The 25,027-nt window shown below is 63.4% G+C and carries 26 protein-coding genes; 10 read left to right on the top strand and 16 right to left on the bottom strand.

The genetic code is table 11. From position 1 onward, the window contains the following. The 9 genes from fhuB to C2L65_RS16835 all read right to left on the bottom strand — a co-directional run bounded on the left by fhuB (nt 1) and on the right by C2L65_RS16835 (nt 10,267). Nucleotides 1-2,127: a Fe(3+)-hydroxamate ABC transporter permease FhuB gene (gene fhuB, locus C2L65_RS16875; RefSeq protein ID WP_042304271.1), complete on the bottom strand. Its 2,127-nt coding sequence runs from the start codon at nt 2,125-2,127 to the stop codon at nt 1-3. After that, the gene (locus C2L65_RS16870) at nt 2,124-2,966 is read right to left on the bottom strand and encodes an ABC transporter ATP-binding protein (RefSeq protein ID WP_042304272.1); all 843 of its coding nucleotides are present in this window, start codon (nt 2,964-2,966) and stop codon (nt 2,124-2,126) included. Before C2L65_RS16870 ends, fhuB begins: the two co-directional genes overlap by 4 nt. 4 nt (nt 2,967-2,970) lie before the next feature. After that, nucleotides 2,971-3,996 (bottom strand): TauD/TfdA family dioxygenase, encoded by a 1,026-nt coding sequence (locus C2L65_RS16865; protein WP_042304273.1) that lies wholly within the window; start codon nt 3,994-3,996, stop codon nt 2,971-2,973. Nucleotides 3,997-4,136: 140 nt separating this feature from the next. Then, the gene (locus C2L65_RS16860) at nt 4,137-4,370 is read right to left on the bottom strand and encodes an MbtH family protein (protein ID WP_042304274.1); all 234 of its coding nucleotides are present in this window, start codon (nt 4,368-4,370) and stop codon (nt 4,137-4,139) included. Nucleotides 4,371-4,425: 55 nt separating this feature from the next. Further along, a complete protein-coding gene (locus C2L65_RS16855) occupies nt 4,426-5,133 on the bottom strand; it encodes an RNA polymerase factor sigma-70 (RefSeq protein ID WP_042304275.1) in 708 nt (235 codons plus the stop codon). Between the two features lie 688 nt (nt 5,134-5,821). Continuing rightward, complete coding sequence (locus C2L65_RS16850; protein WP_042304309.1) at nt 5,822-7,153, bottom strand: MFS transporter; 1,332 nt, start codon at nt 7,151-7,153, stop codon at nt 5,822-5,824. Nucleotides 7,154-7,267: 114 nt separating this feature from the next. Beyond that, nucleotides 7,268-7,516, bottom strand: a complete 249-nt coding sequence (locus tag C2L65_RS16845) for a DUF2783 domain-containing protein (protein WP_007577998.1) — start codon at nt 7,514-7,516, stop codon at nt 7,268-7,270. Nucleotides 7,517-7,558: 42 nt separating this feature from the next. After that, complete coding sequence (locus tag C2L65_RS16840; RefSeq protein ID WP_042304276.1) at nt 7,559-9,265, bottom strand: FAD-dependent oxidoreductase; 1,707 nt, start codon at nt 9,263-9,265, stop codon at nt 7,559-7,561. Between the two features lie 42 nt (nt 9,266-9,307). After that, on the bottom strand, nt 9,308-10,267 hold the full coding sequence (locus tag C2L65_RS16835) for an MBL fold metallo-hydrolase (protein WP_042304277.1): 960 nt from the start codon (nt 10,265-10,267) through the stop codon (nt 9,308-9,310). Nucleotides 10,268-10,505: 238 nt separating this feature from the next. On the opposite strand from C2L65_RS16835, the gene C2L65_RS16830 reads away from it, so the two are divergent. Together C2L65_RS16830 and C2L65_RS16825 are read left to right on the top strand one after the other, a co-directional pair. Further along, nucleotides 10,506-11,348: an IclR family transcriptional regulator gene (locus C2L65_RS16830; protein ID WP_042304278.1), complete on the top strand. Its 843-nt coding sequence runs from the start codon at nt 10,506-10,508 to the stop codon at nt 11,346-11,348. Nucleotides 11,349-11,350: 2 nt separating this feature from the next. Beyond that, nucleotides 11,351-12,175 carry an IclR family transcriptional regulator gene (locus C2L65_RS16825; RefSeq protein WP_042304279.1) on the top strand — a complete coding sequence of 275 codons (825 nt, stop codon included), beginning with the start codon at nt 11,351-11,353 and terminating at the stop codon, nt 12,173-12,175. Nucleotides 12,176-12,187: 12 nt separating this feature from the next. Here the strand turns inward: C2L65_RS16825 and C2L65_RS16820 are convergent, their stop codons facing one another. From C2L65_RS16820 to C2L65_RS16810, 3 genes are all read right to left on the bottom strand, one after another. After that, complete coding sequence (locus tag C2L65_RS16820) at nt 12,188-13,060, bottom strand: MurR/RpiR family transcriptional regulator (RefSeq protein WP_042304280.1); 873 nt, start codon at nt 13,058-13,060, stop codon at nt 12,188-12,190. Between the two features lie 62 nt (nt 13,061-13,122). Further along, a complete protein-coding gene (locus C2L65_RS16815) occupies nt 13,123-14,193 on the bottom strand; it encodes an ABC transporter ATP-binding protein (RefSeq protein ID WP_042304281.1) in 1,071 nt (356 codons plus the stop codon). A 49-nt stretch (nt 14,194-14,242) separates the two neighbouring features. Then, nucleotides 14,243-15,016 carry an SDR family oxidoreductase gene (locus tag C2L65_RS16810; RefSeq protein ID WP_042304282.1) on the bottom strand — a complete coding sequence of 258 codons (774 nt, stop codon included), beginning with the start codon at nt 15,014-15,016 and terminating at the stop codon, nt 14,243-14,245. A 309-nt stretch (nt 15,017-15,325) separates the two neighbouring features. Here C2L65_RS16810 and C2L65_RS16805 point away from each other — a divergent pair, with 309 nt between their 5' ends. From C2L65_RS16805 to C2L65_RS16780, 6 genes are all read left to right on the top strand, one after another. Further along, entirely contained in the window at nt 15,326-16,558 is a 1,233-nt protein-coding gene (locus C2L65_RS16805) for an ABC transporter substrate-binding protein (RefSeq protein ID WP_007577988.1), read from the top strand. Nucleotides 16,559-16,772: 214 nt separating this feature from the next. Further along, nucleotides 16,773-17,663: a carbohydrate ABC transporter permease gene (locus C2L65_RS16800; RefSeq protein WP_042304310.1), complete on the top strand. Its 891-nt coding sequence runs from the start codon at nt 16,773-16,775 to the stop codon at nt 17,661-17,663. Continuing rightward, the gene (locus C2L65_RS16795; protein ID WP_035999640.1) at nt 17,660-18,505 is read left to right on the top strand and encodes a carbohydrate ABC transporter permease; all 846 of its coding nucleotides are present in this window, start codon (nt 17,660-17,662) and stop codon (nt 18,503-18,505) included. The genes C2L65_RS16800 and C2L65_RS16795 overlap by 4 nt, the downstream gene beginning before the upstream one ends. A 203-nt stretch (nt 18,506-18,708) precedes the next feature. After that, the gene (locus C2L65_RS16790; RefSeq protein ID WP_007577985.1) at nt 18,709-19,146 is read left to right on the top strand and encodes a carboxymuconolactone decarboxylase family protein; all 438 of its coding nucleotides are present in this window, start codon (nt 18,709-18,711) and stop codon (nt 19,144-19,146) included. 283 nt (nt 19,147-19,429) lie between these two features. Beyond that, a complete protein-coding gene (locus C2L65_RS16785; protein ID WP_042304283.1) occupies nt 19,430-19,654 on the top strand; it encodes a hypothetical protein in 225 nt (74 codons plus the stop codon). A 141-nt stretch (nt 19,655-19,795) separates the two neighbouring features. After that, a complete protein-coding gene (locus C2L65_RS16780) occupies nt 19,796-20,506 on the top strand; it encodes a dienelactone hydrolase family protein (RefSeq protein ID WP_042304284.1) in 711 nt (236 codons plus the stop codon). 62 nt (nt 20,507-20,568) lie between these two features. Here the strand turns inward: C2L65_RS16780 and C2L65_RS16775 are convergent, their stop codons facing one another. The 3 genes from C2L65_RS16775 to C2L65_RS16765 form a co-directional block, all read right to left on the bottom strand. After that, complete coding sequence (locus C2L65_RS16775; protein WP_042304311.1) at nt 20,569-21,327, bottom strand: YoaK family protein; 759 nt, start codon at nt 21,325-21,327, stop codon at nt 20,569-20,571. A gap of 183 nt (nt 21,328-21,510) precedes the next feature. After that, on the bottom strand, nt 21,511-21,966 hold the full coding sequence (locus C2L65_RS16770; RefSeq protein WP_042304285.1) for a hypothetical protein: 456 nt from the start codon (nt 21,964-21,966) through the stop codon (nt 21,511-21,513). A 190-nt stretch (nt 21,967-22,156) separates the two neighbouring features. Continuing rightward, nucleotides 22,157-22,975 carry a class I SAM-dependent methyltransferase gene (locus C2L65_RS16765; RefSeq protein ID WP_042304286.1) on the bottom strand — a complete coding sequence of 273 codons (819 nt, stop codon included), beginning with the start codon at nt 22,973-22,975 and terminating at the stop codon, nt 22,157-22,159. A gap of 122 nt (nt 22,976-23,097) precedes the next feature. On the opposite strand from C2L65_RS16765, the gene C2L65_RS16760 reads away from it, so the two are divergent. Continuing rightward, nucleotides 23,098-23,466, top strand: a complete 369-nt coding sequence (locus tag C2L65_RS16760) for an ArsR/SmtB family transcription factor (RefSeq protein WP_042304287.1) — start codon at nt 23,098-23,100, stop codon at nt 23,464-23,466. Then, entirely contained in the window at nt 23,438-23,929 is a 492-nt protein-coding gene (locus tag C2L65_RS16755) for an SRPBCC family protein (protein WP_042304288.1), read from the top strand. The genes C2L65_RS16760 and C2L65_RS16755 overlap by 29 nt, the downstream gene beginning before the upstream one ends. A gap of 50 nt (nt 23,930-23,979) precedes the next feature. Here C2L65_RS16755 and C2L65_RS16750 read toward each other — a convergent pair whose 3' ends face one another. Beyond that, complete coding sequence (locus C2L65_RS16750; RefSeq protein WP_042304289.1) at nt 23,980-24,942, bottom strand: homocysteine S-methyltransferase family protein; 963 nt, start codon at nt 24,940-24,942, stop codon at nt 23,980-23,982. Between the last annotated feature and the right edge of the window lie 85 nt (nt 24,943-25,027).

Genomic DNA, 25,027 nt, shown 5'->3' with positions numbered 1-25,027 from the left:
TCACCGTCCGCGCTTGCGTTCGCGCCTTGCCTGTACGATCAGCAACGCGAGCAGATACGGCGCGCCGATCAGTGCCGTCAGCACGCCCGCAGGAATTTCGCGCGGCGCGAGCAGCGTGCGCGCGCCGATATCGGCAGCGGCGAGAACCGCAGCGCCACAGGTCGCCGCGAGCCACAAGCGCACCCGATGCGCACGCGCCCCCAGCAAGGCCGCCAGATGCGGCGCCATCAATCCGACAAAGCCGATCGGCCCGACAGCCGCAACGGCCGCGCAAGCGGCGATAGTCGCCACCGTCAGCGCAAGCGGACGCAGCAGCGCGACGGGCAAACCGAGCGACGCGGCCTGATCGTCGCCGAGTGCGAGCAGATCGAGCGGACGCGCCAGCAGCACGAATGCAGGCAACGCGACCGCGCACCACGGCAACAGCGCAAGCACATCGCTCCAGCTGCGTCCGTAGGTGCCGCCCACCAGCCACACGACGAAGCGCGCGGGCTGCACGCTTTCCTGCACGATCACCCATTGCGCGAGCGTCGTCCACAGCGTGCCGACGACCAGTCCCGTCAACGCGACCGCAAGCGGCGCATAACGCATGCGCCGGTTCAGCGCGAGAATCGCGACGAGCGTGACGCCGCCGCCGATCAGCGACGACGCCGCAATCGTCGCGTGCGCGGCGAGCGGCCAGAACAGCAAGGCGACGAGCGTCGCGAGTGAAGCGCCTTGCGTAACACCGAGCACTTCCGGCCCGGCAAGCGGATTGCGCACGACGCTTTGCATCAGCACGCCGCTGGCCGCGAGCATCGCGCCCGCAAGCAACGCGCACACCACGCGCGGCAAACGCAGATCGAGCAGCATGCGCGCGACGCTGTCGCCGCCGTTCAATGCGGCGAGCCAGCGCGACGGATCGAGCGTGGTCTCGCCCAACGTGCCTGCGGTATAGATCGAAATGGCCGCAACGGCAATGACGATCAAACCAGCGCCAAGCGGAGAATGTCCCGTGATCCATGTAGCGAAACGGCCGCGCGCCGATTGCGCGGGCGCGTCGGCAGCTTGCGTAAGCGCCGAGGTCCATGCGCCGCCGTGACGGATCATCGCGAGCATCAGCGGCGTGCCGACGACCGCGATTGCCACGCCCGTCGACAGCGTGCCGTCCAGATCGAGCGCGAGCACGGCGCTATCGGTTGCGAGTACGAGCAGCGCGCCGACCAGCGCGGACAACGGCGCGAGCGCGGCAAGTCGCGTCGAGCGCGAGCCGCGCAGATGACGCAACAGATTCGGCGCGATCAGCCCGACATACGACATCGGCCCTGCAACGCTCACCGCGACGCTCGCGAAGCCGATCGCGACGAGCAGCGCATAAAAGCGCGCTGCATCGACGCGTACGCCGACGGCAAGCGCGGCGTCGTCGCCGAGCGCGATGGGGTCGAGCGGACGCACGACGAAGGGCAGCGCCGCGAGCGGCAGCAGCAGCCACAGCACCGCGGTAACCAGTCCGTCCGCGCCCGGTTGATAAAGACTGCCGCTCGCCCACAGCGCGACGCCCGCGATGCTTTGCTCGAAGAACGCGAGCGTGAGCGTCGAGATGGCCGAGAACAGCAACATGCAGACACTGCCCGCGAGCACCATGCGCAACGGCGTCGCGCGCCAGCCGCCCGCTGCCGCGGCGACGCACGCGGCGGCGACCAGGCCGCAGCCGAACAGCAGCGGCACGGAAGCCGTGCCCGCCAACGCCGGTATCAGCATCGCGGCGAGCAGGCCGAGCTGCGCGCCGCCCGTGATGCCAAGCAGATCCGGCGACGCGAGCGGATTGCGCGTCAGCGACTGGAACAGCGCACCCGACACACCAAGGCATCCACCCGCCACCAATGCGGCCAGCACGCGCGGCAAATGCAGATTGAACAGCAGCACATGCGCGAGCGCGTGTTCGTCGGTGTCATGCGCTGCATTCGACGTTGCGGCGTGCAGCAGCATCGACAGATCCGGGGCGAGGCGCAACGCGGCGACGATCACGATCAACGCGAGCAGCGTACACGTCAACACGCCGACGCGGCTATGCTGTGCCTCGCGCCAGCGCGGCAGCGCGCGTGTTTGCGCGCGCTGCATGCGTTTTCTTGCGGCAAGCGTGGTCATGCGGCAAGGCCCTTGTCGTCGGACGCGCTTGCCAGTTCGTCGCTTTCGGCATGCGCGGGCACGCACATCGGCGCGCCTGTCTGCGGATGCGCGATGCGCAGCATCGGCACGCCGAAGGTCGCTTCGAGATGCTGCGGGTCGATGATCGCGTCCGGCGTGCCTTGCGCGACGATGCGGCCCGCGCGCATCAACACGATTTCATCGCTGTATGCGGCGGCCTGATTCAGATCGTGCAGCACCCAGACGATCGTCAGACCGCGCTCGCGATTCAACCGGCGCAGTTCGCTGAGAATGTCGAGCTGGTGATGTATGTCGAGATACGTGGTCGGCTCGTCGAGCAACACGATGGGCGCGCGTTGCGCGAGCGCCATCGCGATCCACGCGCGCTGGCGCTCGCCGCCTGAGAGCGCGGCGACATCGCGCGCGGCATCGTCGGCGATACCGGCTGCCGCGAGCGCGTCGTCGATCGCCGCGCGATCTTCCTTCGACAAGCCGCGCATCCAGCCACCGTGCGCGTAGCGTCCATACGCGACCAGATCGCGCACGGAAAGACCGGCGGGAATCTGGTTGAACTGCGAGAGCATCGTCAGCGTGCGCGCGAGATCGCGCCGCCGATACGACGCGAGCGCCTTACCCGCGACCGTCACCTCGCCCGCCAGCGTGGGCTGCAAGCCCGCGAGCGAGCGCAGCAGCGTGCTCTTGCCGCAACCGTTCGGCCCGCACAGCGCGGTCACGCGATTCACGCGAATGTCGATGTCGAGCGAATCGATCACGACGTGATCGCGATATCCCACCGTCAGCGAACGCGCCGACAATGCGAGGTTGGAACTGCTTTTCATTGGATCATGTAGCGGTGGCGAATGTTCTTGGCAGTCGCGCGTTTGCCGGGACGCTGTAGCTTTCCGCCATCGCGACGACGACCTTGCGCGGGCCTTCGAACGGATCGCGTGCATGTGCCGTCAACATGTTGTCGAGCATCACCACATCGCCGCCCGTCCACGGAAACACGATGCGCTGTTGGTCCAGCACGCCGCGAATCTCCGCGAGCGCGTCCGCTTCGAGCGGCGCGCCGTCGCCGTAATAGACGTTGCGCGGCACGTTGTCGAGGCCCACTGCATCGACGAGCGCTTCCTGCATGTCTTCATCGAGCGCGGACAGATGGAACAGATGCGCCTGGTTGAACCACACGCGCTCGCCCGTGCGCGGATGCACAGCGACCGCCTGGCAAAGCTCTCGCGTGCGCAGCAGCGGTTCGCCGTCGTCGTCCTCGCGCCATTCGCAATCGATGCCGCGCGCCGCGCACATCGCATCGACGGCGCGCGGGTCTTCGGTGCCGAACGACTGTTGCCAAGGCAGATCGAGTCCCTGGCCGAAGTTGCGCACGTACAGCAGTTCGCGTCGCGCGAAGCGTTCGATCAACGCGGGGTCGAGCGCACGATAGATCGCGCGGCTGTCGGCAATCGGCGTCGCGCCGCCGGAACGCGCGGCGAGCGCGCAATGGAACCAGATGCGCATGGGCCATTCGCGCGTGTACGACTGCTCGTTGTGCAGCGGTATCGAGCGATGCGGCGGATATTCCGTCGACGTGTACACGGCGCCTTCGACCTGGCTGCGCGGCGTCGACGCGAATTCATAGCCGATCAGCGGCGAGCCGAACGAGGCGGCGAACTGCTGGAACGTGTCGATCGACGGCACGGCGAAGCCCGTGAACAGCACGCCGCCGGCGCGCTCGATGCAGTTGTTCGCGATGTCGCGCAACAGCGGCGCGGCGGCTTCGAGCGTGAATGACCCGTCGATGCGCGGCGAAACGATGGTCGGCAGGCCGGGCTCGATGCGCAGGTCGTCGAGGGTCGGGAGAGACGCTGTCATGACGTGTCCTCAGTGGCGGGCCGCGCCGATCATGCGTTGATAACGCGTCGGCGTGGCTCGAAGAACGGTCTCGCGCGGCGCGCTCGTGGCGCGCGAGAATCTTTGCTGCGCTCTGCTGTTGCAGGGCGGCAGCGTAAGGCTCAGCGCGTGTTCGGCGCGGCGTCCATGTGACGGCGCAGGCTCGCGGGGCGCATGTCGGTCCACACGCTTTCGATATGTTCGAGGCACGCGGCTTTCGCTCCGCGCACGCCGACTTCGCGCCAACCGGCGGGCACGTCGCGGAACGTCGGCCAGATCGAATACTGTTCTTCGTCGTTGATGACGACCGTGTATTGAACGTCGTCCTGTGCGTCTTGATGCGTGTTCTGGGTCATGTCGTGTCTGCTTGCGTATCAGGTGAGATGCAGTTGAACGTTTGCCTTCGTGAATTCACGAGGCCGTCATCTGCTTGACGTTCGACGCGCAGCTTTTTTTACTGCGACCCGCCGTCTTTGCATACGCGACGTTTTGCGCGCCCGCGTGCATGCAGTCCGCGCAATGCTTCGCGGCGTCGCGAACCATGAAATGCACGAGCGTCTGCGAAACGTTCAAGGCGCGGGCGGTTTCCTGCAAGGTCTCTTCGCGCAGACGCACGCGCTCGAAGGCGCTGCGTGTGCGCTCGGGCAATTGCGCGAGCGCGTCGAACGCGTGGCGCAGCGAGTCGCGTGTGACGAGCACGGACTCGGGCGACGGTTCGGGCGATGGCACATCGAGCCCATCTTCCTCGCAGGCGTGCCACGTGTTTTCGAGCGACTGACGGCGGCACGCGTCGATCGATGCGTTGCGCACCATGCGCGCCACGTAGGCGAGCGGCTGCCGCACGTCGTCCTGGTTCGAAAAGCCCGTGAGCTTGATGAATACGTCGTGGACCACGTCCTCGGCACGGCTCGAACAACCGACGAACGACCGCGCAAGCTGGATCAGCGAGCGGCGGTTTTCGATCAGCACGTCAAGCAGCAGTCCTTCGCAGCCGCGCGCTTCGCTTGAGCTTGCGTGCGCTTCGGACGGCTCGCAATCGATGTCGTCCAGTGCGCCTTGTGCGAACGCCGCCGGATGACGGTCGATCCGTGCTGCAAACCTCGCCATTGATTCAGCCATCGAATCGTCTCCATGTCGCTATCGGTCAGATGGAAGCGAATCTAACGTAAACGCGAATCATTCTCAATCATATATCCGACTATTCTTATTATTTTTTGGTGACATTTATGCTTGACGGATGGTTTTTTGCGAAGTCGCGAGATCGGGCGATGCAGGGCGCATAGCCTTGCGGGGATTGGGCTGGGCGGCTGGCCAGCCCTTCCCCGGGCGTGTTGATGAAGTCCGCGTCATTGCCCAAGATGCCCCTAGGTCTCGACCGCCGGGCATCGTCTTGGCCGAAGAGCGTTCGGGTGACTGAAGTGCCTGCCTACGCGTCCATGGAATGAGCAGATATGACGAGTTTTGAGCAGATAGTGAGCTGATTGAGCAGATAGCGAGCTGATTGAGCAGATTTCCTCGCGCACTGATGGCAATCGTCTCTACGTTAAATGATGGGCAAGGAGCCCCGTAAGCGAGGCATACATCTGTTGGCGTCGCGCCGACGGACGGTTAGTTGCTTGAAATGCACTGAATTGTTGACGCCTTCGGTCAAGATTCCGGTCGCAGATAACGTCGAACGCATAGCGGCAAAGCAGATCGCGTCGTGACGACGATGGAATCGGCCCACGCGTTCGCACTCGTCGACAGATAACATCGCGAGCGCGCTCGCGGCGAGCCGCATGAACATTGACATGGAGGTGCCGTGGTTCTACCCCACGACCCGCTTCTCCGGCACCCCGCGCAACAGTGCAATACCGCTCATGAACAGCAAAGCCGTCAGCAGATACAGCGCGTTATCCATGCTGCCCGTATGCGTCTTGATGAGACCAATCACCCACGGGCTCACGATGCCGCTCGTAATCCCAATGCTGCTGATCAACGCAATTCCAGCCGCCGCAGCCTTGCCCGACAGATAACCGGACGGCACCGTCCAGAAGATCGGCAGCGCGGCGAAGATCAGCACGGCGGCTATCGAAAGAATCCCGAGCATCGCGGCAAAGCTGCTCAAATGCAGCGTCAACAGCGAAAGCGCGATACCGCCGCCGATCGTACACGCCGCGAAATGCTTGCGCCGCTCGCCATGACGATCCGAATGTCGCGCGATCAGAATCAGGCCAACCGCGCCGATCGCATTCGGAATCACCGTGTACAAACTGATCCACAGCACGTCGTGAACGCCGAAGTCGCGGATCATCAGCGGCATCCAGAAGTTGAGCGTCAGCGATGCGCACGTCAACGAGAAATAGATGAACGCGAACAGATAAACACGCGGGTTGCGCAAGGCGTCCATGAACGCGCGCGACGAATGCGAGTTCGCGGGCCGATGCTCTGCGTCGCGCTGCTCGATCAGATGCGTCTTTTCCTGCTGCGTGAGCCACGTTGCATGTTGCGGGCCGTCGACCAGCCAGAATGCCGCAAGCAGACCCAGCACGACAGCCGGCGCGCCTTCGATGGCGAACATCCATTGCCATCCGTACAGGCCCATCACGCCCGCCATGTCGCGCATGATCCATCCGGAGATAAGGCCACCGAGCACGCCCGCCACCGCGACGCCTGCGAAGAAGATCGACAGGATCACAGCACGCCGACGCGCCGGATACCAGTACGTCAGATACAGCACGATGCCGGGAAAGAAGCCCGCTTCGAACACGCCGAGCATGAAGCGCAGCAGATAGAAATGCGAAGCCTGCGACACGAACATCATGCACACCGACGCAACGCCCCACAGCAGCATGATCCGCGTGAACGTACGGCGCGCGCCGAATCGCGCGAGCAGCAGGTTGCTCGGCACTTCGCACAGCACATAGCCGATATAGAAGACGGCCGCGCCGAGTCCGTACATCGCATCGCTGAAGCCGAGGTCGTGCTTCATCTGCAACTGCGCGAAGCCGATGTTGATGCGATCGAGAAACGAGATGACATAGCAGAGAAACAGAAACGGCACGATCCGCAACGTGACCTTGCGATACAGCGCGGTGTCGTCCTGAAACGCGGCGGCGGGTTCGCCGGGCTCATAGGCATGCGTGATTGACTGACTCATCAAGATCTCCAGGCAATGCGGGTCCATCGGACCCATTGGGTCCGGCGTCTGTTGCGCCGTGTTGTCAGGGAAGACGGTTCGCGCTTCGTTTAACGGGCGAGCCGCATCGAGGGATCAGGCGGCGACGCGCGGCGCGTCAGCCGTGTGCTGCGCGGCGGATGGATTCGGCTGATCGACGCCTTCGCGCGCATATCGGATCGCTTCCATCAGCGTCGCGTAATCGCCTATGTGATTCGCGAGCAGCAGAATCAGCTGCGCATTTGCGGCCTGGCTTTGCGCTTCGTCGAAATCGCGGTGCATGTCGATCAGCGCTTCGTAGAAGTCGTCGGGCTGCGTCAGATTGAGTTGCGTGATGAGTGCCACGTTTGTCTCCAACTTTTATCGTATCGATGTGCGCTACTGCGTTCAGGCAACGCCTTCCACGCACAACGCCCGCTTGAGCGCCGCGTCGACTTGCGTTGCGTCGAACGTGCGCCAGCGCGCGCACACGTGCTGGTCCGGACGAATCAGATAGAACGTGCCCGGCGTGGCGTCATAACGCGACCATGCGAGACCTTCCGCGTCTTCGAGCACGACGGCATCTTCGAGGTCATGCGTGGCATGGCGAATGCCGTGCGATGCAACGACAACCACCCTGAACGGAATCGAACCTGTCTGCAGCGTCTTCAACGCGCGTTGCGTCGCCGCGTCGATACCATCCTTGCCGCAAAAGACGATGCCCGTGAACGCATTGCCGAGTTGCGCAAGCAGCCACGCGGGCGCGCCATTCGATAAAACAGGTGCATCCACGCACGAAGCGCCCGGCACCATCTTGCCTTCGAAGCCGTCGTTATCGGCCGAGTTGAGTGCCGAATCGCGCAGCACGGCGGGCACCGAAAGCCGCCCGCTGTTAGCGAGCTGACGCGCAAACGGATGCTTTCGCGCAAGCTTCAATACAGCATCGCGGAACGTACGGCTGACGGGCGACTTGGGCGTAATGAAATCCGTCGAGCGCGTCGAGTTGCGAATGTTCTCGTCGGCGGCGTATTCGCGTTCGCTTGCATAGGTGTCGAGCAACGCATCGGGCGCGCGGCCGTCCAGCACCATCGCGAGTTTCCACGCGACGTTCTCCGCATCCTGAAAGCCGCTATTCGCGCCGCGCGCGCCGAACGGCGAAACCAGATGCGCGGCATCGCCGACGAACAGCACGTTGCCATGCCGGAAGCGCTCCATGCGCAGACACGAGAACGTATAGACGCTGACCCATTCCAGCTCGAATTTGACGTCCGGCCCGAGCAGCGCGCGCACGCGCGGCAGCACGCGTTCGGGCGTTTTTTCCAGCGCAGGGTCCGCGTCCCAGCCGAGTTGAAAGTCGATACGCCACACGTTATCCGGCTGCCGATGCAACAGCACCGATTGATTCGGATGAAACGGCGGATCGAACCAGAACCAGCGCTCGCTCGGAAACTCCGCTTCCATCTTCACGTCGGCGATCAGGAAACGGTCCTTGAAAACGCGGCCTTTGCTGTCGAGGCCCATCATGTTGCGGATCGGGCTGCGCGAGCCGTCGGCGGCGACCACATAGCGGCCGCACAACGCGTACTCGCCGTCGGGCGTCTCGACGGTGAGCGTGACGGATGCATCGGCGGAACCCGGCTCGCCGTGCTGCTGCAAGCCGACCACCTTGCTCTTCCAGCGGATGTCGATATTCGGCAGCGACTGCGCGCGTTCGAGCAGAAAGCCTTCGACGTAGTACTGCTGCAGATTGATGAACGCAGGCCGATGATGCCCCGCCTCCGGCAGCAGATTGAACGTGTACACCATCTCGTCCTGCAGGAACACCTTGCCGACGTTCCAGCTGATGCCCTTGTCGACCATGCGGTCACCGCATCCGAGGCGGTCGAAAATATCGAGCGAACGCTTCGAAAAACAGATTGCACGCGAACCTGTGGCGAGCGAACAATCGTCGTCGACGAGCACGACGGGGATGCCTTGCTGCGCGAGATCGATCGCCGTTGCGAGACCGACGGGCCCCGCGCCGACGACAATCACCGGATGCCGCGCCGCTGCCGCATCCTGCTCCGCGCAGCGCCGGTATTCGAACGACAAGGTCTGATAGTTGATGCTGCTCATTCTGCTGTCTCCGTCCATCTGCGCTGTGCTATTGCTGCGTCATCACGCCTGCAGCGCGTCCCACATGTCCTTGTCGCGCTGTGCGGTCCAGATACGCGGATGCGTGATGCCGCTCGCTTCGTCATAAGCGCGCGATACATCGAACGGCAGGCAATGCTCGTAGATGAAGACATGGCCGAACTTCGGGTCCATCGACTTGCGCGTGTGCGCCATCGCGGCTTTCAAATCGAGCTTGTCGGCAACGGCTTCGCGGCCGCTTTGCAGCAGCGTCGTGACGAAGTCCTTCGTATAGTCGAGGCCCTTGTTCACGTCTTCCGGCGTGGTCAGCGCGGGGCCGCGGCCCGGCACGAGCTGGTTGGCGTTCAGCGCACGCAGCGCTTCGAGCGTGGCGGGCCACTGTTCGAGTTGCGCGTCGCCGCAATAACAGGCGGCGTCATATTCGACCAGGTCGCCCGAGAACAGCACCTTCTGCGACGGCAGCCACACGACGGTATCGCCCTTCGTGTGGCCCGCGCCCAGATGCGCGATGCGCACTTCGAGCTTGCCGAGAAACAGCGTGATTTCTTTCTCGAACACGAGCGTCGGCCACGTGAGGCCCGGCACCGTTTCGACGCCCGCGAAGAGACGCGGAAAGCGCTCGATCTCCGACTTCATGTCGGCCTCGCCGCGCTCGACGATCATTTCATACGTGCCGCGGCTCGCGATGATCTGCTGCGCGCCTTCCTCGAAATACGCCGATGCGCCCAGCACGCGCACCGCGTGATAGTGCGACAGCACGACGTATTTGATCGGCTTGTCGGTCACGCTGCGGATCTTCGCGATCAGGTCTTGCGCCATTGCTGGCGTCGCGGTGGTGTCGACGATCAGCACGCCGTCGTCGCCGATCACGACGCCCGAGTTCGGGTCGCCTTCCGCCGTGTACGCATACGCGTTCTCGGACAGTTGCGTCCACGTGATCTTCTTTTCTTCGAGGTCGGCTTGCGATGCGAATGCCTTGGCCATGCTCGTCTCCGTTGATTGAGGGGCGACGGGCGAGACGCGGCGCACGCTGGCGCAGCGATGGTGAGGTGTCTCGTCCAGTCTGATTGGAATGATGTCCGGCGACTATTAGGCCGGAGTGATTTCATCTTAGACTCTGCTGATTATTTGTCAATAGCGAAACGTATCGCTATACGCTAATTTCTCGTATACCCTGGGCGTTTCCCGGATCGAACGGGGCGAAGGTTGGCGTTCGTTTAACATGGACCTTTTTTCGATACAGACAGGCGACGTGAGCGGCATGGCGAAGACGGCAAAAGACGACGAGACGACGGGCTCGGGCAAGCAGCAGCGCGGTATCCAGAGCGTCGAGGTCGGCGGACGGCTGCTGCATGCGCTCGCGAGAGCACGCGCGCCGCTCGCGCTGTCCGATCTCGCCGCGAGCGCCGACATCGCACCCGGCCAGGCGCATGCGTATCTGGTGAGCCTCACGCGGCTTGGTCTCATCAAGCGCGATGAACTTTCGGGGCGCTACGAGCCGGGGCCGCTGTCGTTGCGGCTCGGTCTAATGCAGTTGGCGAACCAGCCTGCGTTTCGCGCCGCCGTGCCGCGCGTCGCGGCGCTCGCCGAAGAGATCGGGTTCAGCGTCGCGATCTGCACCGTGGGACCGCAAGGCCCGACCATCGTCCGATACGAGCATGCGGGGTTTCCGCTGCATGTGAACCTGCATGTGGGCACCGTGATGTCGTTGCCTGCGACGTCGACGGGGCGCTTGTTCTGCGCGTACCTCGCGCCCGAGACATTGCAGACGATGTGGGCGAACCAGTCGGGCGGAGCGAGCGATATCGTTGCGCCTTCAGAACGCAAAGCATTCGACGTGACGCTCACGGGGATCCGCGAGCGTGACATCGAACGAGGTATCGATGCGCCGAGCCCCGGCATCAGCAGTCTTGCCGCGCCCGTGCTCGATGCCCACGGGCAGTTATGTCTCGCGCTGACGGTGATCGGGCCGAGCGGCACGATCGATGTGAACTGGGACGGACCGATCGCGCGCGCGCTTCGACAGGCGGCGCGCGAAATCGGCGCGGATATCGCGGCGGATTGAACATGAAAGAAGCACTCGATAACACATCGTCCGCGAACGCCGACGCGAAACAGCAGCGCGGCATCCAGTCGCTCGACAGCACGGGCGAATTGCTAACGGCTCTGGTCGCGGCGGGCAAGCCGTTGTCGCTGCGCGATCTCGCTGCGGCTGCGGATATGCCGCCCGCGAAGGCGTTTCCTCATCTGGTGAGCTTGCAGAAGATCGGCTTGCTGAGCCGCGATACGTCCGGCTGTTTCGAAGCGGGACCGCTTGCGCTCGAACTCGGGCTGATCGGCTTGCAACGTCTGTCGCCGACGCGCGAAGCCGAACCGGAGATCGTCGATCTTGCAGTGACGACGGGCATGAGCGTCGCGATGGCCGTGCTCGGTCCGCTTGGGCCGACCGTCGTGCGGCTCGAAGAATCGGCGCGGCCGCTGCATGTGAGCTTGCGCGTGGGTACGGTGATGTCGCTCGTGAATACAGCGATTGGCCGCGTGTTCGCCGCGCACGTTGCCGACGATGTGCGGCATGGTCTGCTCGCGCAAGATCATCTACGGCTGGCGGGCGCGTCGACGACCGATACGCGCGATGCAAAGCTCGCGCAGCCGTATGCGGAACGTCTCGCGCAAATTCGCGAGCAAAGCATCGACACCGCGCTCAACAAGCCTATTCCCGGCATCAACACGCTGGCGGCGCCCGTGTTCGATCACACGGGCAGCATCGTGCTGGTGATCGCGTTGATGGGCACAGCGGGAAGTTTCGACAGCGATACACAAGGCGGCGCAGCGAAGACCTTGCTCGCGGCGACGCAGCGGTTGTCGCGGCGGTTTGGCTACGTTTCGGGCTGAGCGCGCCGCAGATTACTGCGCCCCATCCTCCGCCGCCGCATCCGTCTCCTGCGACAACCTCGCCTTCGCATGCCGCATCTTCTCCAGCGTATGCGGCTCCAGCCGCAACGCCACACCAATCGCGAGCGCATCCATCACGCACAGATGCACTAGCCGCGAGACGCCCGGCGTGTTCGGATCGATGGGACTCGGCACGCGCAGCAACAACGGAATATCGACGAGCCACGCAAGCCGCGAGCCGACATTCGTCAGCGCGATCGTCGTCGCGCCGCGCTCCTTCGCGATCTGCATGCTCTCGTTCACTTCGACGCTACGGCCCGAATGCGAAATCGCAAAGGCGACATCGCCCGGTTCGAGCAGGCCCGCGTAAAGACGCTGCAAATGCGCATCCGTGAAAGCGCTCGCGGCGATATCGAGCCGCAGGAACCGCAGTGCCGCGTCCTGCGCGACGAGTCCCGAGCCTGAGCCGACGCCGAAGAAATACACGCGGCGCGCACTCGCGAGCGCAGCCAGCGCCGCATTCACCGCAACAGGATCGATTGCGCTGCGCGCCCGCGTGATTCCCTCGACAGCCGCCTCGCCGACCTTGTCGATCAGCGTCTGCGTATCGTCGCCGCGCGCCACGGCCGTCGACGCATACGGCATCCCGCCCGCGACGCTCTGCGCGAGTTGCATCTTGAAGTCGCGCAAACCGTGCGCGCCCACCGCGCGGCAAAAGCGCGTGACGGAAGGCTCCGACACGTCGGCGCGTTGCGCAAGCTCGGTGATGCTCGCGCGCATCGCGAAGTCGACATCGGACAGCACCATGTCGGCGACCTTGCGCTCGGCGGGCCGCAGCGATTCGAGCGCGCTGCGGATGTGAGGAATCAGGTTCGGTGCGGACACCCGTGCGTTCCTTTGGATGGAGGATGAATCAGCGGCATGTCGTCGGTGCCGGTCTGATGCTGTCAGCCCAGTCTGTTGCCGCTCTCCGTGTCGAACAGATGCGTGTGCTGCTCGGGAAAGCGCACCGTCACGCGCTGACCTGGCTCGATCGACGCGCGTTGGCGCATCGTCACGCACCACGCCGCGCCGCCGATCTTGCCGTACAAATGCGTCTCCGCGCCCGTCGGCTCGACCACCTCGACATCCATCGGAATGCCTTCATTCGACGCTTCGATATGCTCGGGCCGCACGCCGAGCGTGACCTTCGCGCCCGGTTTCGCCGCCTGACTGATGCCCGTCAGCGGAATCTGCACGCCATCCGCGAGTTTCAATGCGACACCCTTCGGCGCGCTCACCACTTCGCCCTCGGCGAAATTCATCGAAGGCGAACCGAGAAAGCTCGCGACGAACAGATTCGCCGGCCGGTCGTAAAGCTCCAGCGGACGCCCGATCTGCTCGATGCGCCCCGCGTTCATCACGACGATGCGATCGGCCATCGTCATGGCTTCGATCTGGTCGTGCGTGACGTAGATCACCGTGTTTTTCAGCCGCTGATGCAGCGCCTTGATCTCCGTGCGCATCTGCACGCGCAGTTTCGCATCGAGATTGGACAGTGGCTCGTCGAACAGGAACAGCGACGGCTCGCGCACCACCGCGCGGCCCATCGCGACACGCTGGCGCTGGCCGCCCGACAGCGCGCGCGGCAAGCGGTCCAGATAGCCGCTGAGGTTCAGCATCTTCGCAGCGGCTTCGATACGCGGCTTGAAACTCGTCGACGCTTCCTTGCGGATACGCGGACCGAACGCGATGTTGTCGTACACGGACAGATGCGGATATAGCGCGTAGCTCTGGAACACCATCGAGATATTGCGCTGCTGCGGTGCCAGGCCGTTCGCGCGCGTGCCGCCGATCATCAGGTCGCCGCCGCTGATTTCCTCCAGGCCCGCGACCATTCGCATCAACGTGCTCTTGCCGCAACCGGACGGGCCGACCAGCACGACGAACTCGCCGTCGTCGATATGCAGGTCGATGCCATGCACGACCTGCGTGTCGCCGTAACGCTTGTAGATGCCGCTCAGTTGCACTGCTGCCATGCTGTCCTCATCGTCGGTTGCGGTTGTGTCGCGTGCTTGCTCTCGGCGTTTAGAGCGATTCGAGCGTCAGTTCTTCGGCCATCAGCCGGTTGCCCGCCATCAGCCCGCCATCGACGGGCAACACCACGCCCGTGATCACGCGCGCCATCGGCGACGCGAGAAACAACACGGCGTCGGCGATATCGTCGGGCGTCGCGAAGTCGCGCAGCGGATACCACTTCTTCAGGTCCTCGAAAACCTGCGGGTTCTTGTCGACGCGCGCCTGCCATGCCTGTGTCTTCACCGTGCCCGGACACACGATGTTCGCGCGTATGCCATAGCGGCCAAGCTCGATCGCCAGCGACTTCGTGTAGCTGATCAGCCCCGCTTTCGCCGCGCTGTACGCGGGATGGCCGAGCGCCGCCAGGCCGTTCACAGAGCCGATCAGCACAATCGATCCGTGCTGCCGCTCGATCATCGACGCGCGCACCGCTTCGACCGTGTGATACGTGCCGTTCAGATTCAGCTCGACGTCGCGCCGCCAGCTTGCGGCATCCGTCTTCGCAAGCGTCATCCCTTGCGCCGCGCCCGCGTTCGCGACGAGCACGTCGACGGGACCGCGTTTATCGACAGCCTGCGCGACGCGTTCGCGCACGGCGTCGGCATCGCAGAGATCGACGGCGATGGGCGTCACGCTGTCGGCGCCCAGTTCCGCAGCCAGCTGATCCAGCGCGGCCGCATCGACATCGAGCGCGAGCACCGTCGCGCCGTCCTGCACGAAACGCCGGCACAACACGCTGCCGATTCCGCCGCATGCTCCCGTCACCAGCACGACACGCTTCATGTCCTGTCCTCTTCGCGATTTTCGCAATTGCGGCGGGCGGCCTTCGGGTAAGCCAAAAGCCACTCCCGTCTTGTAAATTTCCTACATATTGCACATTTTCACGGACTGCGGACCATCCGGACGCTACAAACGACGAATACCCCGCAGCGCACAAAAAGCCCATCCTTTACAGCATGTTATGCAAAAAACCGTCCGATAAAAAATATGGTCAGCCCTACGTGACAAGCTTTTTTTTCGTGTGTAGGATTTTTTCAAACAATTTAACCCAAGCAGCCGGCTACGGCGGCAGACCACCCCAGGAGAGACGAAATGTCGTTGCATGCACGTGCTTCCCTTACGCTCGGCAAAGTCGCCGCAGCGCTCGCGTTTGCAGGTCTTGCCCTATCGGCGCACGCCGATACGGTGCGTGTGACGGTCGCGCATTACAGCGACGCGACGGCACCGTACTTCGAGAAAATGGCACGCCAGTTCGAAAAGGCCAATCCCGGCACCACGATCAAGATCGAGGACGTGAACTGGGACACGCTGCAACAGAAGCTGCAAACGGATATCTCGGGCAACGCCAACGCCGACCTCGCGATCGTCGGCACGCGCTGGCTGCTCGACTTCGTGAAGGACGACGTCGCCGAGCCGCTCGACCCGTACATGGACGCGAACTTCAAGAACCGCTTCATCGGCCCGTTCCTCGCGCCCGGCCAGATCAACGGCAAGACCTACGGCCTGCCGATCGCCGCTTCGGCACGCGCGCTGTACTACAACAAGGATCTGCTCGCGAGCGTCGGCTATCCGAATGGCCCGAAAACGTGGAATGACGTGATCGACGCGTCGAAGAAGCTGAAGGCAAAGGGTGTTGCCGGTTTCGGCCTGCAAGGCAAGGAAATCGAAACCGACGTGTACTACTACTACGCGCTGTGGACCAATGGCGGCGACGTGCTGAACAAGCAGGGCAAGGCCGGCTTCGATTCGCCCGCGGGCATCAAGGCAGCGACGCTGTACAAGTCGATGATCGACCAGGGCCTGACGCAGCCGGGCGTCACGGGCTACAGCCGTGAAGACGTGCAGAACCTCTTCAAACAGGGTCGCGTCGCGATGATGATTTCCGCGCCGTTCCTCGCGAAGCAGATCAAGAAGGAAGCGCCGAACCTGAAATACGGCATCGATCCGCTGCCCGTCGGCACGAATGGCGCGACGTATGCCGTCACCGACTCGATCGTGATGTTCAAGAACTCGAAGGTGAAGAAGGACGCCTGGAAGTTCCTCGACTATCTGTTCACGAAGGAGCCGCGCGTCGAGTTCACGAGCACGGAAGGCTTCCTGCCGACCACCAAGGCCGAGGCCGCCGACCCCGCGTTCAACGATGCGGACACGAAGGCGTTCATCGCGCTGCTGCCGCAAGCGCGCTTCGCGCCGACGGTGTCCGGCTGGGAAGACACCGCGAAGGCCGTGACCAACGCGATGCAGGCCGTGTACCTCGGCAAGTCCAAGCCTGACGATGCGCTGAAGCAGGCCGCGAGCCAGGCGAATCAGGCGCTCGGCCAGTAACCGCGCGTTTTGATGCGCAGTTTGATGATCCGTTAGCGTAGTACCGGAAGCCGCATCGGCTCGACGCCGATGCGGCTTCACATTCGATGAGCGCGCTTCCTTTCGTGCGAATTTAGATGCCAACTTTCATGCGAAGCGCCGTGTTGCATCCGGCCCATTCCGTCCCGAGGGCTTCATGAGTTCCAACGCCCAAGCATCCGTCGATCAGGCACGCATGAGCCGTTCCATTGCCCCGCGCGCCGCCGCGCCCTGGTGGCTGATCGCGCCGAGTCTGATCCTGGCGCTGTTCATCATCAGTTACCCGATCTTCAACATCGTGTATCAGTCGGTACACGATGTCTCGCGCTTCGGCGCGATTCGCGATTTCACCGGATTCAAGAACTTCTTCACGGTGTTCGCCGACCCCGTGTTTCTCGATTCGCTGCGCCGGACCATCGTGTGGACGGCAGCCGTCGTCGGCGGCACGGTGATCATTTCGGTGCCCGTCGCGCTCGTGCTGAATCAGGATTTCCACGGACGCGGCATCGCGCGCACGATCATCATGCTGCCGTGGTCCGTGTCGCTGACCATGACAGCCGTCGTCTGGCGCTGGGCCTTCAATGACGACTACGGGATGGTCAACGTGACGTTGCAGCGGCTTGGGTTGATCGGCGGTCCGATTCATTGGCTGGCGACGCCCGAACTCGCGTTTCCCGTCGAGATCGCGGTCGGTATTCTCGTGTCGATTCCGTTCACGGTGACGATTCTGCTCGGCGGCCTGTCGTCCGTGCCCGGCGATATCTACGAAGCCGCGCGCATCGACGGCGCGAGCGCGTGGCAGCAGTTCCGTCAACTGACCTTGCCGCTGCTGCGCCCGTTCGTGAACATGGCGATCCTGCTCAACGTGATCTACGTGTTCAACTCGTTTCCGATCATCTGGGTGATGACGCAAGGCGGCCCCGACAACGGCACGCATATTCTCGTCACGTATCTGTACGAACTCGGTTTCAGGCTCGGGCGTCCCGGCCAGGCGGCTGCCGTGTCGCTGGTCATGCTCATCATGCTGTTCGTGTTCTCGGTGCTGTATCTGCGCATTCAGCCGTCGAAGGAAGGAGAACCCGCATGAACGCGAAGATGAAACGCACCGTGTGGTGCTGGCTCGCGCTGTCGCCGCTCATCGTGGTCGTGCTGTTTCCGTTTGCCGTGATGTTCTTCACAGCGCTCAAGCCCGCGAACGAAGTGTTCGTCTATCCGGCGCGCTGGTTGCCCATGCACTGGCAATGGCAGAACTTCGTCGACATGTGGACAGCCGCGAACTTCGGCGTCGCGTTGCGCAACAGCACCGTCATCAGCCTGCTTTCGACAGCGCTCGCGCTCGCCGTCAGCCTGCCCGCCGCGTACGCGCTCGCGCGCTTTCCGTTTCGCGGGCGCGGGCTGTATCGGCAGTTTCTGCTCGTCACGCAGATGCTTTCGCCGATTCTGCTCGTGGTCGGCCTGTTCCGTCTCGCCGCGATGATTCCGTATGGCGACGGCAATCTCGTCGATTCGAAAATCGGCGTGATCGTCTCGTATGCGGCGTTCAATATCGCGTTCGCCGTGTGGATGCTGTCGTCGTATTTCCAGACCGTGCCGCGCGATCTCGAAGAATCCGCGTGGCTCGAAGGATGCAGCCGCACGCGCGCGGTGTTCAAGGTGTTTCTGCCGCTCGCCGTGCCCGCCATCGTCGTGACGGCGATTTTCACGTTCATCAATGCGTGGAACGAGTTCGCCGTCGTCTATACGCTGATCCGCTCGCCCGAAAACAAGACGCTCACCGTGCAGGTGACGGATATGGTGGCGGGCAAGTACGTCGTCGAATGGCATCTGGTGATGGCCGCGACGCTGTGCGCGACGTTGCCGGTGTCGATCGTGTTCGCGTGGCTGCAGCGCTATCTCGTGAAGGGCCTCGCGCTCGGCGCGGTCAAGTAAGGTCTTCTTCCTGTCACACAAGGGCCGTCGCGCGGCAGCGGCCCTTCGTCTGCATCGTTCCCCGCTGCCTTGTAAAGTTGTTCCGCAACAGTTCAGAAGTGGTTACCTCAAATTGCTCAAAATTGGCCATTTCCTGCGGCCAGTTTCGCGCCTAATCTTCATGTGTCGCGCAGCTAAAGCGCACTCTCACTGAGGAAACGATCATGGAACAACGTCTCGACTTCTACAAAGCCAACCCGCACGCGATCAAGGCAATGCTCGCGCTCGAAGAACGCATCGGCAAGAGCGACCTCGAAAAATCGCTGACGGAACTGGTGCGTCTGCGCGCATCGCAGATCAACGGCTGCGCGTTCTGCGTCGACATGCACACCACCGATGCGCGCAAGGGCGGCGAAACGGATCGCCGTCTGGCGACGGTCGTCGTGTGGCGCGAAACGCCGTTCTTCACGGCACGCGAACGCGCGGCGCTGGAATGGACGGAAGCCGTGACGCTGGTGTCTGAGAATCACGTGCCCGATGCAGTGTGGGAAGCCGTGAAGCCGCATTTCAGCGAGGCCGAGCTGGTCGATCTGACGTTGCTGATTTCGGCGATCAATGCATGGAACCGCTTCGCGATTTCGTTCCGCAAGATGCCGGCGTAACGAGGCTTTAAAGCGCTTCGGCGGCTTGTGAAGAAAGCGGGCAACAATGCCCGCTTTTTTTATGGGCAGGATTTGCGAGCCATATGCCGCCAATCGCACCACATCAACAGAACAACAAACAGACTTTGACCTCGCGCCGAATCTCCGCGAAATCGGAAAATCCTGACGAGCGCTGGACACAGATCTGATTAACGAAGCTCACTCCTGTCAATAAAGTCTTCCGTACGGTGACACCTTGATGAACGGTGCATCGTGATCTTCAGATAACAACGGAGCATTTGACATGAAAGTGAAATCTGCGTTACTTGCGTTGCTCGCTTCATCGATGTTGTCGTGTTTCGCGCAGTCCGCATCGGCAGCGCCGATCGCGCTGGAAGCGCAGCCGTTCGCGATGAAGTCGGACGGCCCGAGAAGCGCTTCGGTCGCCGATCAGAAGCTCGCATTCGGCTACTGGATTTGCGATCCCAGCTGGAATCCTTCGGATTGCTACTGGCTTCCAGGCGACTAAAGAATCCAGAATTCGCGAGTGAAGTGCGACACCCTGCAAGCGCTCAGGCTTGCAGGGTGTTTTCATTTCTGACAAGGCCGTAGGCCTGCATTCGGCCGGCATTGGCGCTATGCTAGTGGCCCATTCAACAGGAACACGCCCATGAACACGACCACAGGCTCCATGATCACTTTCAGCCGCCCAGACGGTAAAGAACTGCAAGGTTATCTGGCCACGCCCGAGAAAGCGGATGGCGCGCCCGCAGTGGTCGTCATTCAGGAATGGTGGGGCTTGAACGACCAGATCCGCGGCGTCGCGGATCGCCTCGCGGCAGCCGGCTACTTCGCGCTCGTGCCCGATCTGTATCGCGGCAAGTCGACGGTCGAGGAGGAAGAAGCGCATCACCTGATGGACGGTCTCGATTTCGGCGATGCCGCATCGCAAGACGTTCGCGGCGCGGCGCAATATCTGAAGCAGCGTTCAGGCCGCGTCGCCGTGATGGGCTATTGCATGGGCGGCGCACTAACCCTGCTCACGCTGGGTCAAAGCCCGGAAGTGTCGGCGGGCGTCGTGTTCTACGGCTTCCCTCCGCTCGACTATATCGACGCGTCGAAAATCAAGGTGCCGGTTATCGGGCACTACGCGACGCAGGATGCGTTCTTCCCGATCGCGACGGTCGAAACGCTCGAATCGAAGCTGCGTGACGCGAACGTCGACGTCGAGTTTCACCGCTATCTCGCGCACCACGCGTTCGCCAACGAAACCGCCGTCGGCTTCAGCCGCATCGCCGGCACGCAGTTCGACCCGGTGTGGTCGGAAATGGCGTGGGATCGGACGCTGACCTTCCTGGGACGCAAGCTCTGGGAGAAGTAAAAGTCGCGGCGCGCGATGTGGGCGCGTGAGAAGCGTGTTCGGGTCCGTCCGGCGAGCGCAATTCATCGCGCCCGTCGCGGATACCTCAACAGATCATCGGCAACGGGCACGGCCGCCAGCACCAGCAACAACGCCGCAAGCGGCAGCGTCGCGATGAACCCGACCTGTTTGAACGCAATCGCGCCGGCAAGCCCGCCCGCGAGAAACATGCCAAGCAGCGAGGCGAGCAGACCGAGCCGCCGCAGGTCGGCGCCGACGTAAGCCGCTTCCGTCGACGGCACGCCCCGGTTCCAGTACAAGCCCTTGCCGATTTCGATGCCGAGATCCGTCACCAGTCCCGTGACGTGCGTCGTGCGGATTTCCGCTTTCGATATCTTGGTGATCATCGCGTTCTGCAGTCCCATCACGTAGCAAAGCAGCGTGACGGTAGCGGGCACGAACAGCAGACGATGCTGCTCCAGGTTCGCGCCGAGCACGCCGAAGCACAACAACAGAAGCCCTTCGAGCACGAGCGGCATCGCGTAGACGCTCTGCGTCCCTCTTCGTCGGCCCCAGTTGATCAGAATGGCCGAACTCGCCGCACCGGCGAGAAACGCGAAGATCGAACTCGCCGCCGACAGCACGAACGCGAGGTTGCCGAGCGCGAGACTGTCGGCCAGCGACGACACCATGCCGGACATGTGCGACGTGTACTGGCCAATCGCCAGAAAGCCGCCCGCGTTTGCCGCGCCGGCAATCCCGGCGAGCGCGAGGCCAAGCCGCCGGTTGGCGGCGTCAGTGCGAGCGGCCGAGGTAAAGCCGCGAAGATAGTCAACGGGCACGATGACGCCTGCAAAAGAAGGGAATTTCGACAATCCTACCTTCAAATGGCGCTTATCTCGTTTTTGATCCGCGACAATTCCCTGCGATGATTTGTCGCACAGCGCTTGCGCCGCCGCGCCGTCGTGCCCGTCCGACCCGCGAGTTCGCCGTTCAGTGAACTCGCAAGGCCGTCAGCTCGCCAATCAGTCGTCGTAGTGACGGTGCTTGTGCTTGCGCTTGTACGAACTGTGCGAACCGTACGAACCGTGCGAATAGTCGTCGGCGTACGAGTTGGAACGCGAGATGTTGCCGCCGAGCGCCGAGCCGGCACCGCCGCCCAGCGCCGCGCCGACCAGACCGCCTCCGCGCCCGCCCATCGCGTTGCCCGCCGCGGTGCCCGCACCGCCGCCGAGCGCGCCGCCGATGATCGCGCCCGTGCGCTCACGGCGGTTCGACGTAACCGCACCGCCCGCGCCGCCGCCCACCGCGCCGCCGATCACGGCACCCGTGCTGCCGCCCACCGCGCCGCCCAATGCCGCACCGGCGACGCCGCCGAGCGCGCCGCCAAGCGCATTGTTCATATCGCCGGCCATCGCCGGCAACGACGCCGCAGCCGTCAGCGCTGCAATGGCCACCATCTGAATGATTCGCTTCGACATAGTTTGATCAGTAGTTTTTGAGACGGGGCGAGTATAACCAACGTCTGAAAGGCGTTCGTAACACCGGTCAATCCTTCCAGTAAGAGGTGTAACAATTTCCGCCCGGCAAACGCCGTCCGGCCCGTCAGATAAGGCGGGAGCGGCTTTCGGACCCATCGTTGCGCTCAGCAGGACACACTTTTTCGTCGTTTTAGCGTTGTGCTGTGACGACGTGCGCTTGAATCCTTCCGTCGATTGCGCTACCGCCGAAACGCTTGCGCAGGGCAGTTGCGCAAGCCGCTGTCGCTTCGTCGAGCGTTGCGCCCGAACGGGCTTCGATTTCGGCCCGCATCGGCGTGCCCTGGCAGAACGCGATCGCGGCAGCCTGCGCCGACGCCGCGCCGCTGCGTTTCGCGATCGTCTCGATACGCGGCGGCGGCGCATCGAAGCCGCCGTCCGCGAGATCGCGCGCAATGATGTTCGTGTCCCAATAACCGTGCGGCAGGCGCTGCAAGAAACTCGGCGGGTCCGCCGCATACAAGTTGCCGAGCGCGTCTGAAACGGTGACGGTAAACGCGTTCTCCTCGATTCGATCCCAGACGTTGAATAGCAGCACGCCGCCGCTTCGCAGTACGCGCCGCGCCTCGGCAAACGCGCGCGGCTTGTCGGGAAAGAACATCGCGCCAAACTGGCAGACGATCAGATCGAAGCTCGCATCGTCGAATGGCAGTTGCATCGCGTCCGCCTGCTGCCAGGTCACGGGCCTGTGCGTGCCGAGTGTCGCGGCGCAGTCCAGCATCGCCTGATTGAGGTCCGTCGCGACGATTTCGACATACTCGGGCAGCGCATCCACCATCGCTCGTGTGACGACGCCCGTGCCCGCCGCGATTTCGAGCACGCGCGACGGCTGAACCGACGCCGCCCTGCTCGCGAGATCGCGCGCGTACGGCTCGAAGATCATCGGCACGAGGTAGCGCTCGTAGATTTCAGGAATCGAGCCGGTGAAGCCGGTGTCGTTGGGTGTGTTCATCGAACGCCTCCGTTTCTCAGGTTTTTCGCGATTGACGCTCAACCCATGCTGATAGCTTAGGCGCGCGCCCGTCACTACGTACGCCTTCGCCGCGCCGCCATTTTTGCACTATACTTAGCCATATGGCTAACTATCATGCCGCAGTAAGCGAAGTGTTCCAGGCGCTGTCCGATCCGACCCGTTGCGCGATCGTCAGCATGCTCGGGCGCGGCGCGCAGACCGTCTCGGTGCTGGCCCAGCCGTTCGACATGGCGCTGCCGTCGTTTATGAAACACGTCGCCGTGCTGGAACACAGCGGCCTGATCCGCACGCACAAGATCGGCCGCGCGCGCACCTGCGAACTGATACCCGCGAAGCTGACGGAAGTCGAAACATGGCTGGCCGAGCAGCGCGCCGTGTGGGAAGCACGATCCGACCGGATGGTCGAATTCGTCGAACAGCTTCATCAAGAGGAGCAAGCTGATGTCAACAAAACCCGTCGAAAGCGCTGAGTCGAACGATCTCGTCATCACTCGCGTGCTGCGCGCGCCGGTGGCTGCGCTGTGGCGCGCGTGGACCGAACCGGACTTGCTGAAGGAATGGTGGTGCCCGAAGCCCTGGACTACAGAAGTTCGCGCGTTCGATCTGCGTCCGGGCGGCGCCTTTCACACCTTCATGCAAGGTCCCGATGGCGGCACGAGCGACAACCCCGGCTGCTTCCTCGAAGTCGTCCCGCAAGCGCGCATCGTGTTCACGTCGATGCTCACGGCGGACTGGCGTCCCAACACGCCGTGGCTTGGCTTCACCGCCGACATCGCGATGTCGAAAGAAGGCGAAGGCAGCCGCTACATCGCGCGCGTCATGCATCCCGACGTCGCGACGCGCGACCGGCACGAACAACTCGGCTTCTTCGACGGCTGGAACACCTGCATCACGCAACTCGACGAATTTGCGCTCACGCTAGGCCGGGCGTGAGCGTCGGCGCGGGCATGGCGGCGGCGCGAGCGGCCCTCGCGCGCTGAACGTCAAACCGTATCGGCGGCCAGCGGCGCCTTCATCGCGCGGCAGATCTGCCCGACGTGTCGATGATCCGTGCCGCAGCATCCGCCGACCACCGTCATGCACGGCAGCAAATGCCGCAGCGCGCGATAGCTGCCGCTGAGTTCGTCCGGATCGCCGTCGTCGAGATCGTCGGCTTCGTCGAGTTCGGCGTGACTGCGCTTCGACGCGTTGGCGCGCACGCCGCGAATGCGCTCGCGCCATGCGCCCGCGTCGGCGAGCATCGACGCAAAGTGCGACGGGTGCGCGCAGTTGATCATGAAGTAAGCGGCGTAGCCATGCGTCGCGGCATCGGTGCGCGCGATCGCATCGGCGAGCGTCTCGCCCGACGGCAACCGTCCGTCCGTCTCCAGCGTGAACGATATCGCGACAGGCATCGCGCACGCCTGCGCCGCCTGGATCACGCCGATTGCTTCGTCTACGTAGTTGATCGTGAAGGCCGCGACCATGTCGGCGTCCGTCGCCGCGAAGGTTTCGATCTGCGGCTGATGATAGGCGCGTGCTTCGCTCTGGCTCATGCGCGCGTCGGCGCGATAGCCGTCGCCGCGCGGACCGAGGTTGCCGCTGATGACGATCGGCGTCGCCGGCGTTTCATACGCGGCGCGAACGCGCGCGAGCAAGGCGATCGCGCGGCGGTTCGCATCGGCAAGCGAGGCCGCCGTATAACCGAGCCTGGCCGCCCAATCGGGATTCGCGCGCCAGGTCGGCGATTCCAGCACGAGGCCGACGTTTTCGCGGCGCGCCAATTCTGCATAGCGCGCGAAATATCGCTCCAGCATCGCCGTGCCTTCTTCGTCGCGCAGCAGCGCGAACGAGGCGAAGCACGGCAGGTCGATGCCGTCATGAAAAATCAGCGTGGTTTCGAGGCCGCCGTCCGTGATGAACAGGGAATCGGCGAGTTGCGGCAGGTGCTGGCGATACGGACTCATGGAAGCTCCTTCGAACGATCGCGCCCATCCATCGACGCGACGAGACAAGCGCGACAAACGCGATAAGCCAGCCGTCGCCGGCCTG

The sequence above is a fragment of the Paraburkholderia terrae genome (assembly GCF_002902925.1).
In the GTDB taxonomy this organism is placed as follows: domain Bacteria; phylum Pseudomonadota; class Gammaproteobacteria; order Burkholderiales; family Burkholderiaceae; genus Paraburkholderia; species Paraburkholderia terrae.
Note: the sequence above shows the minus strand (reverse complement) of the source record. Positions and strands in the feature narration are given on the sequence as shown.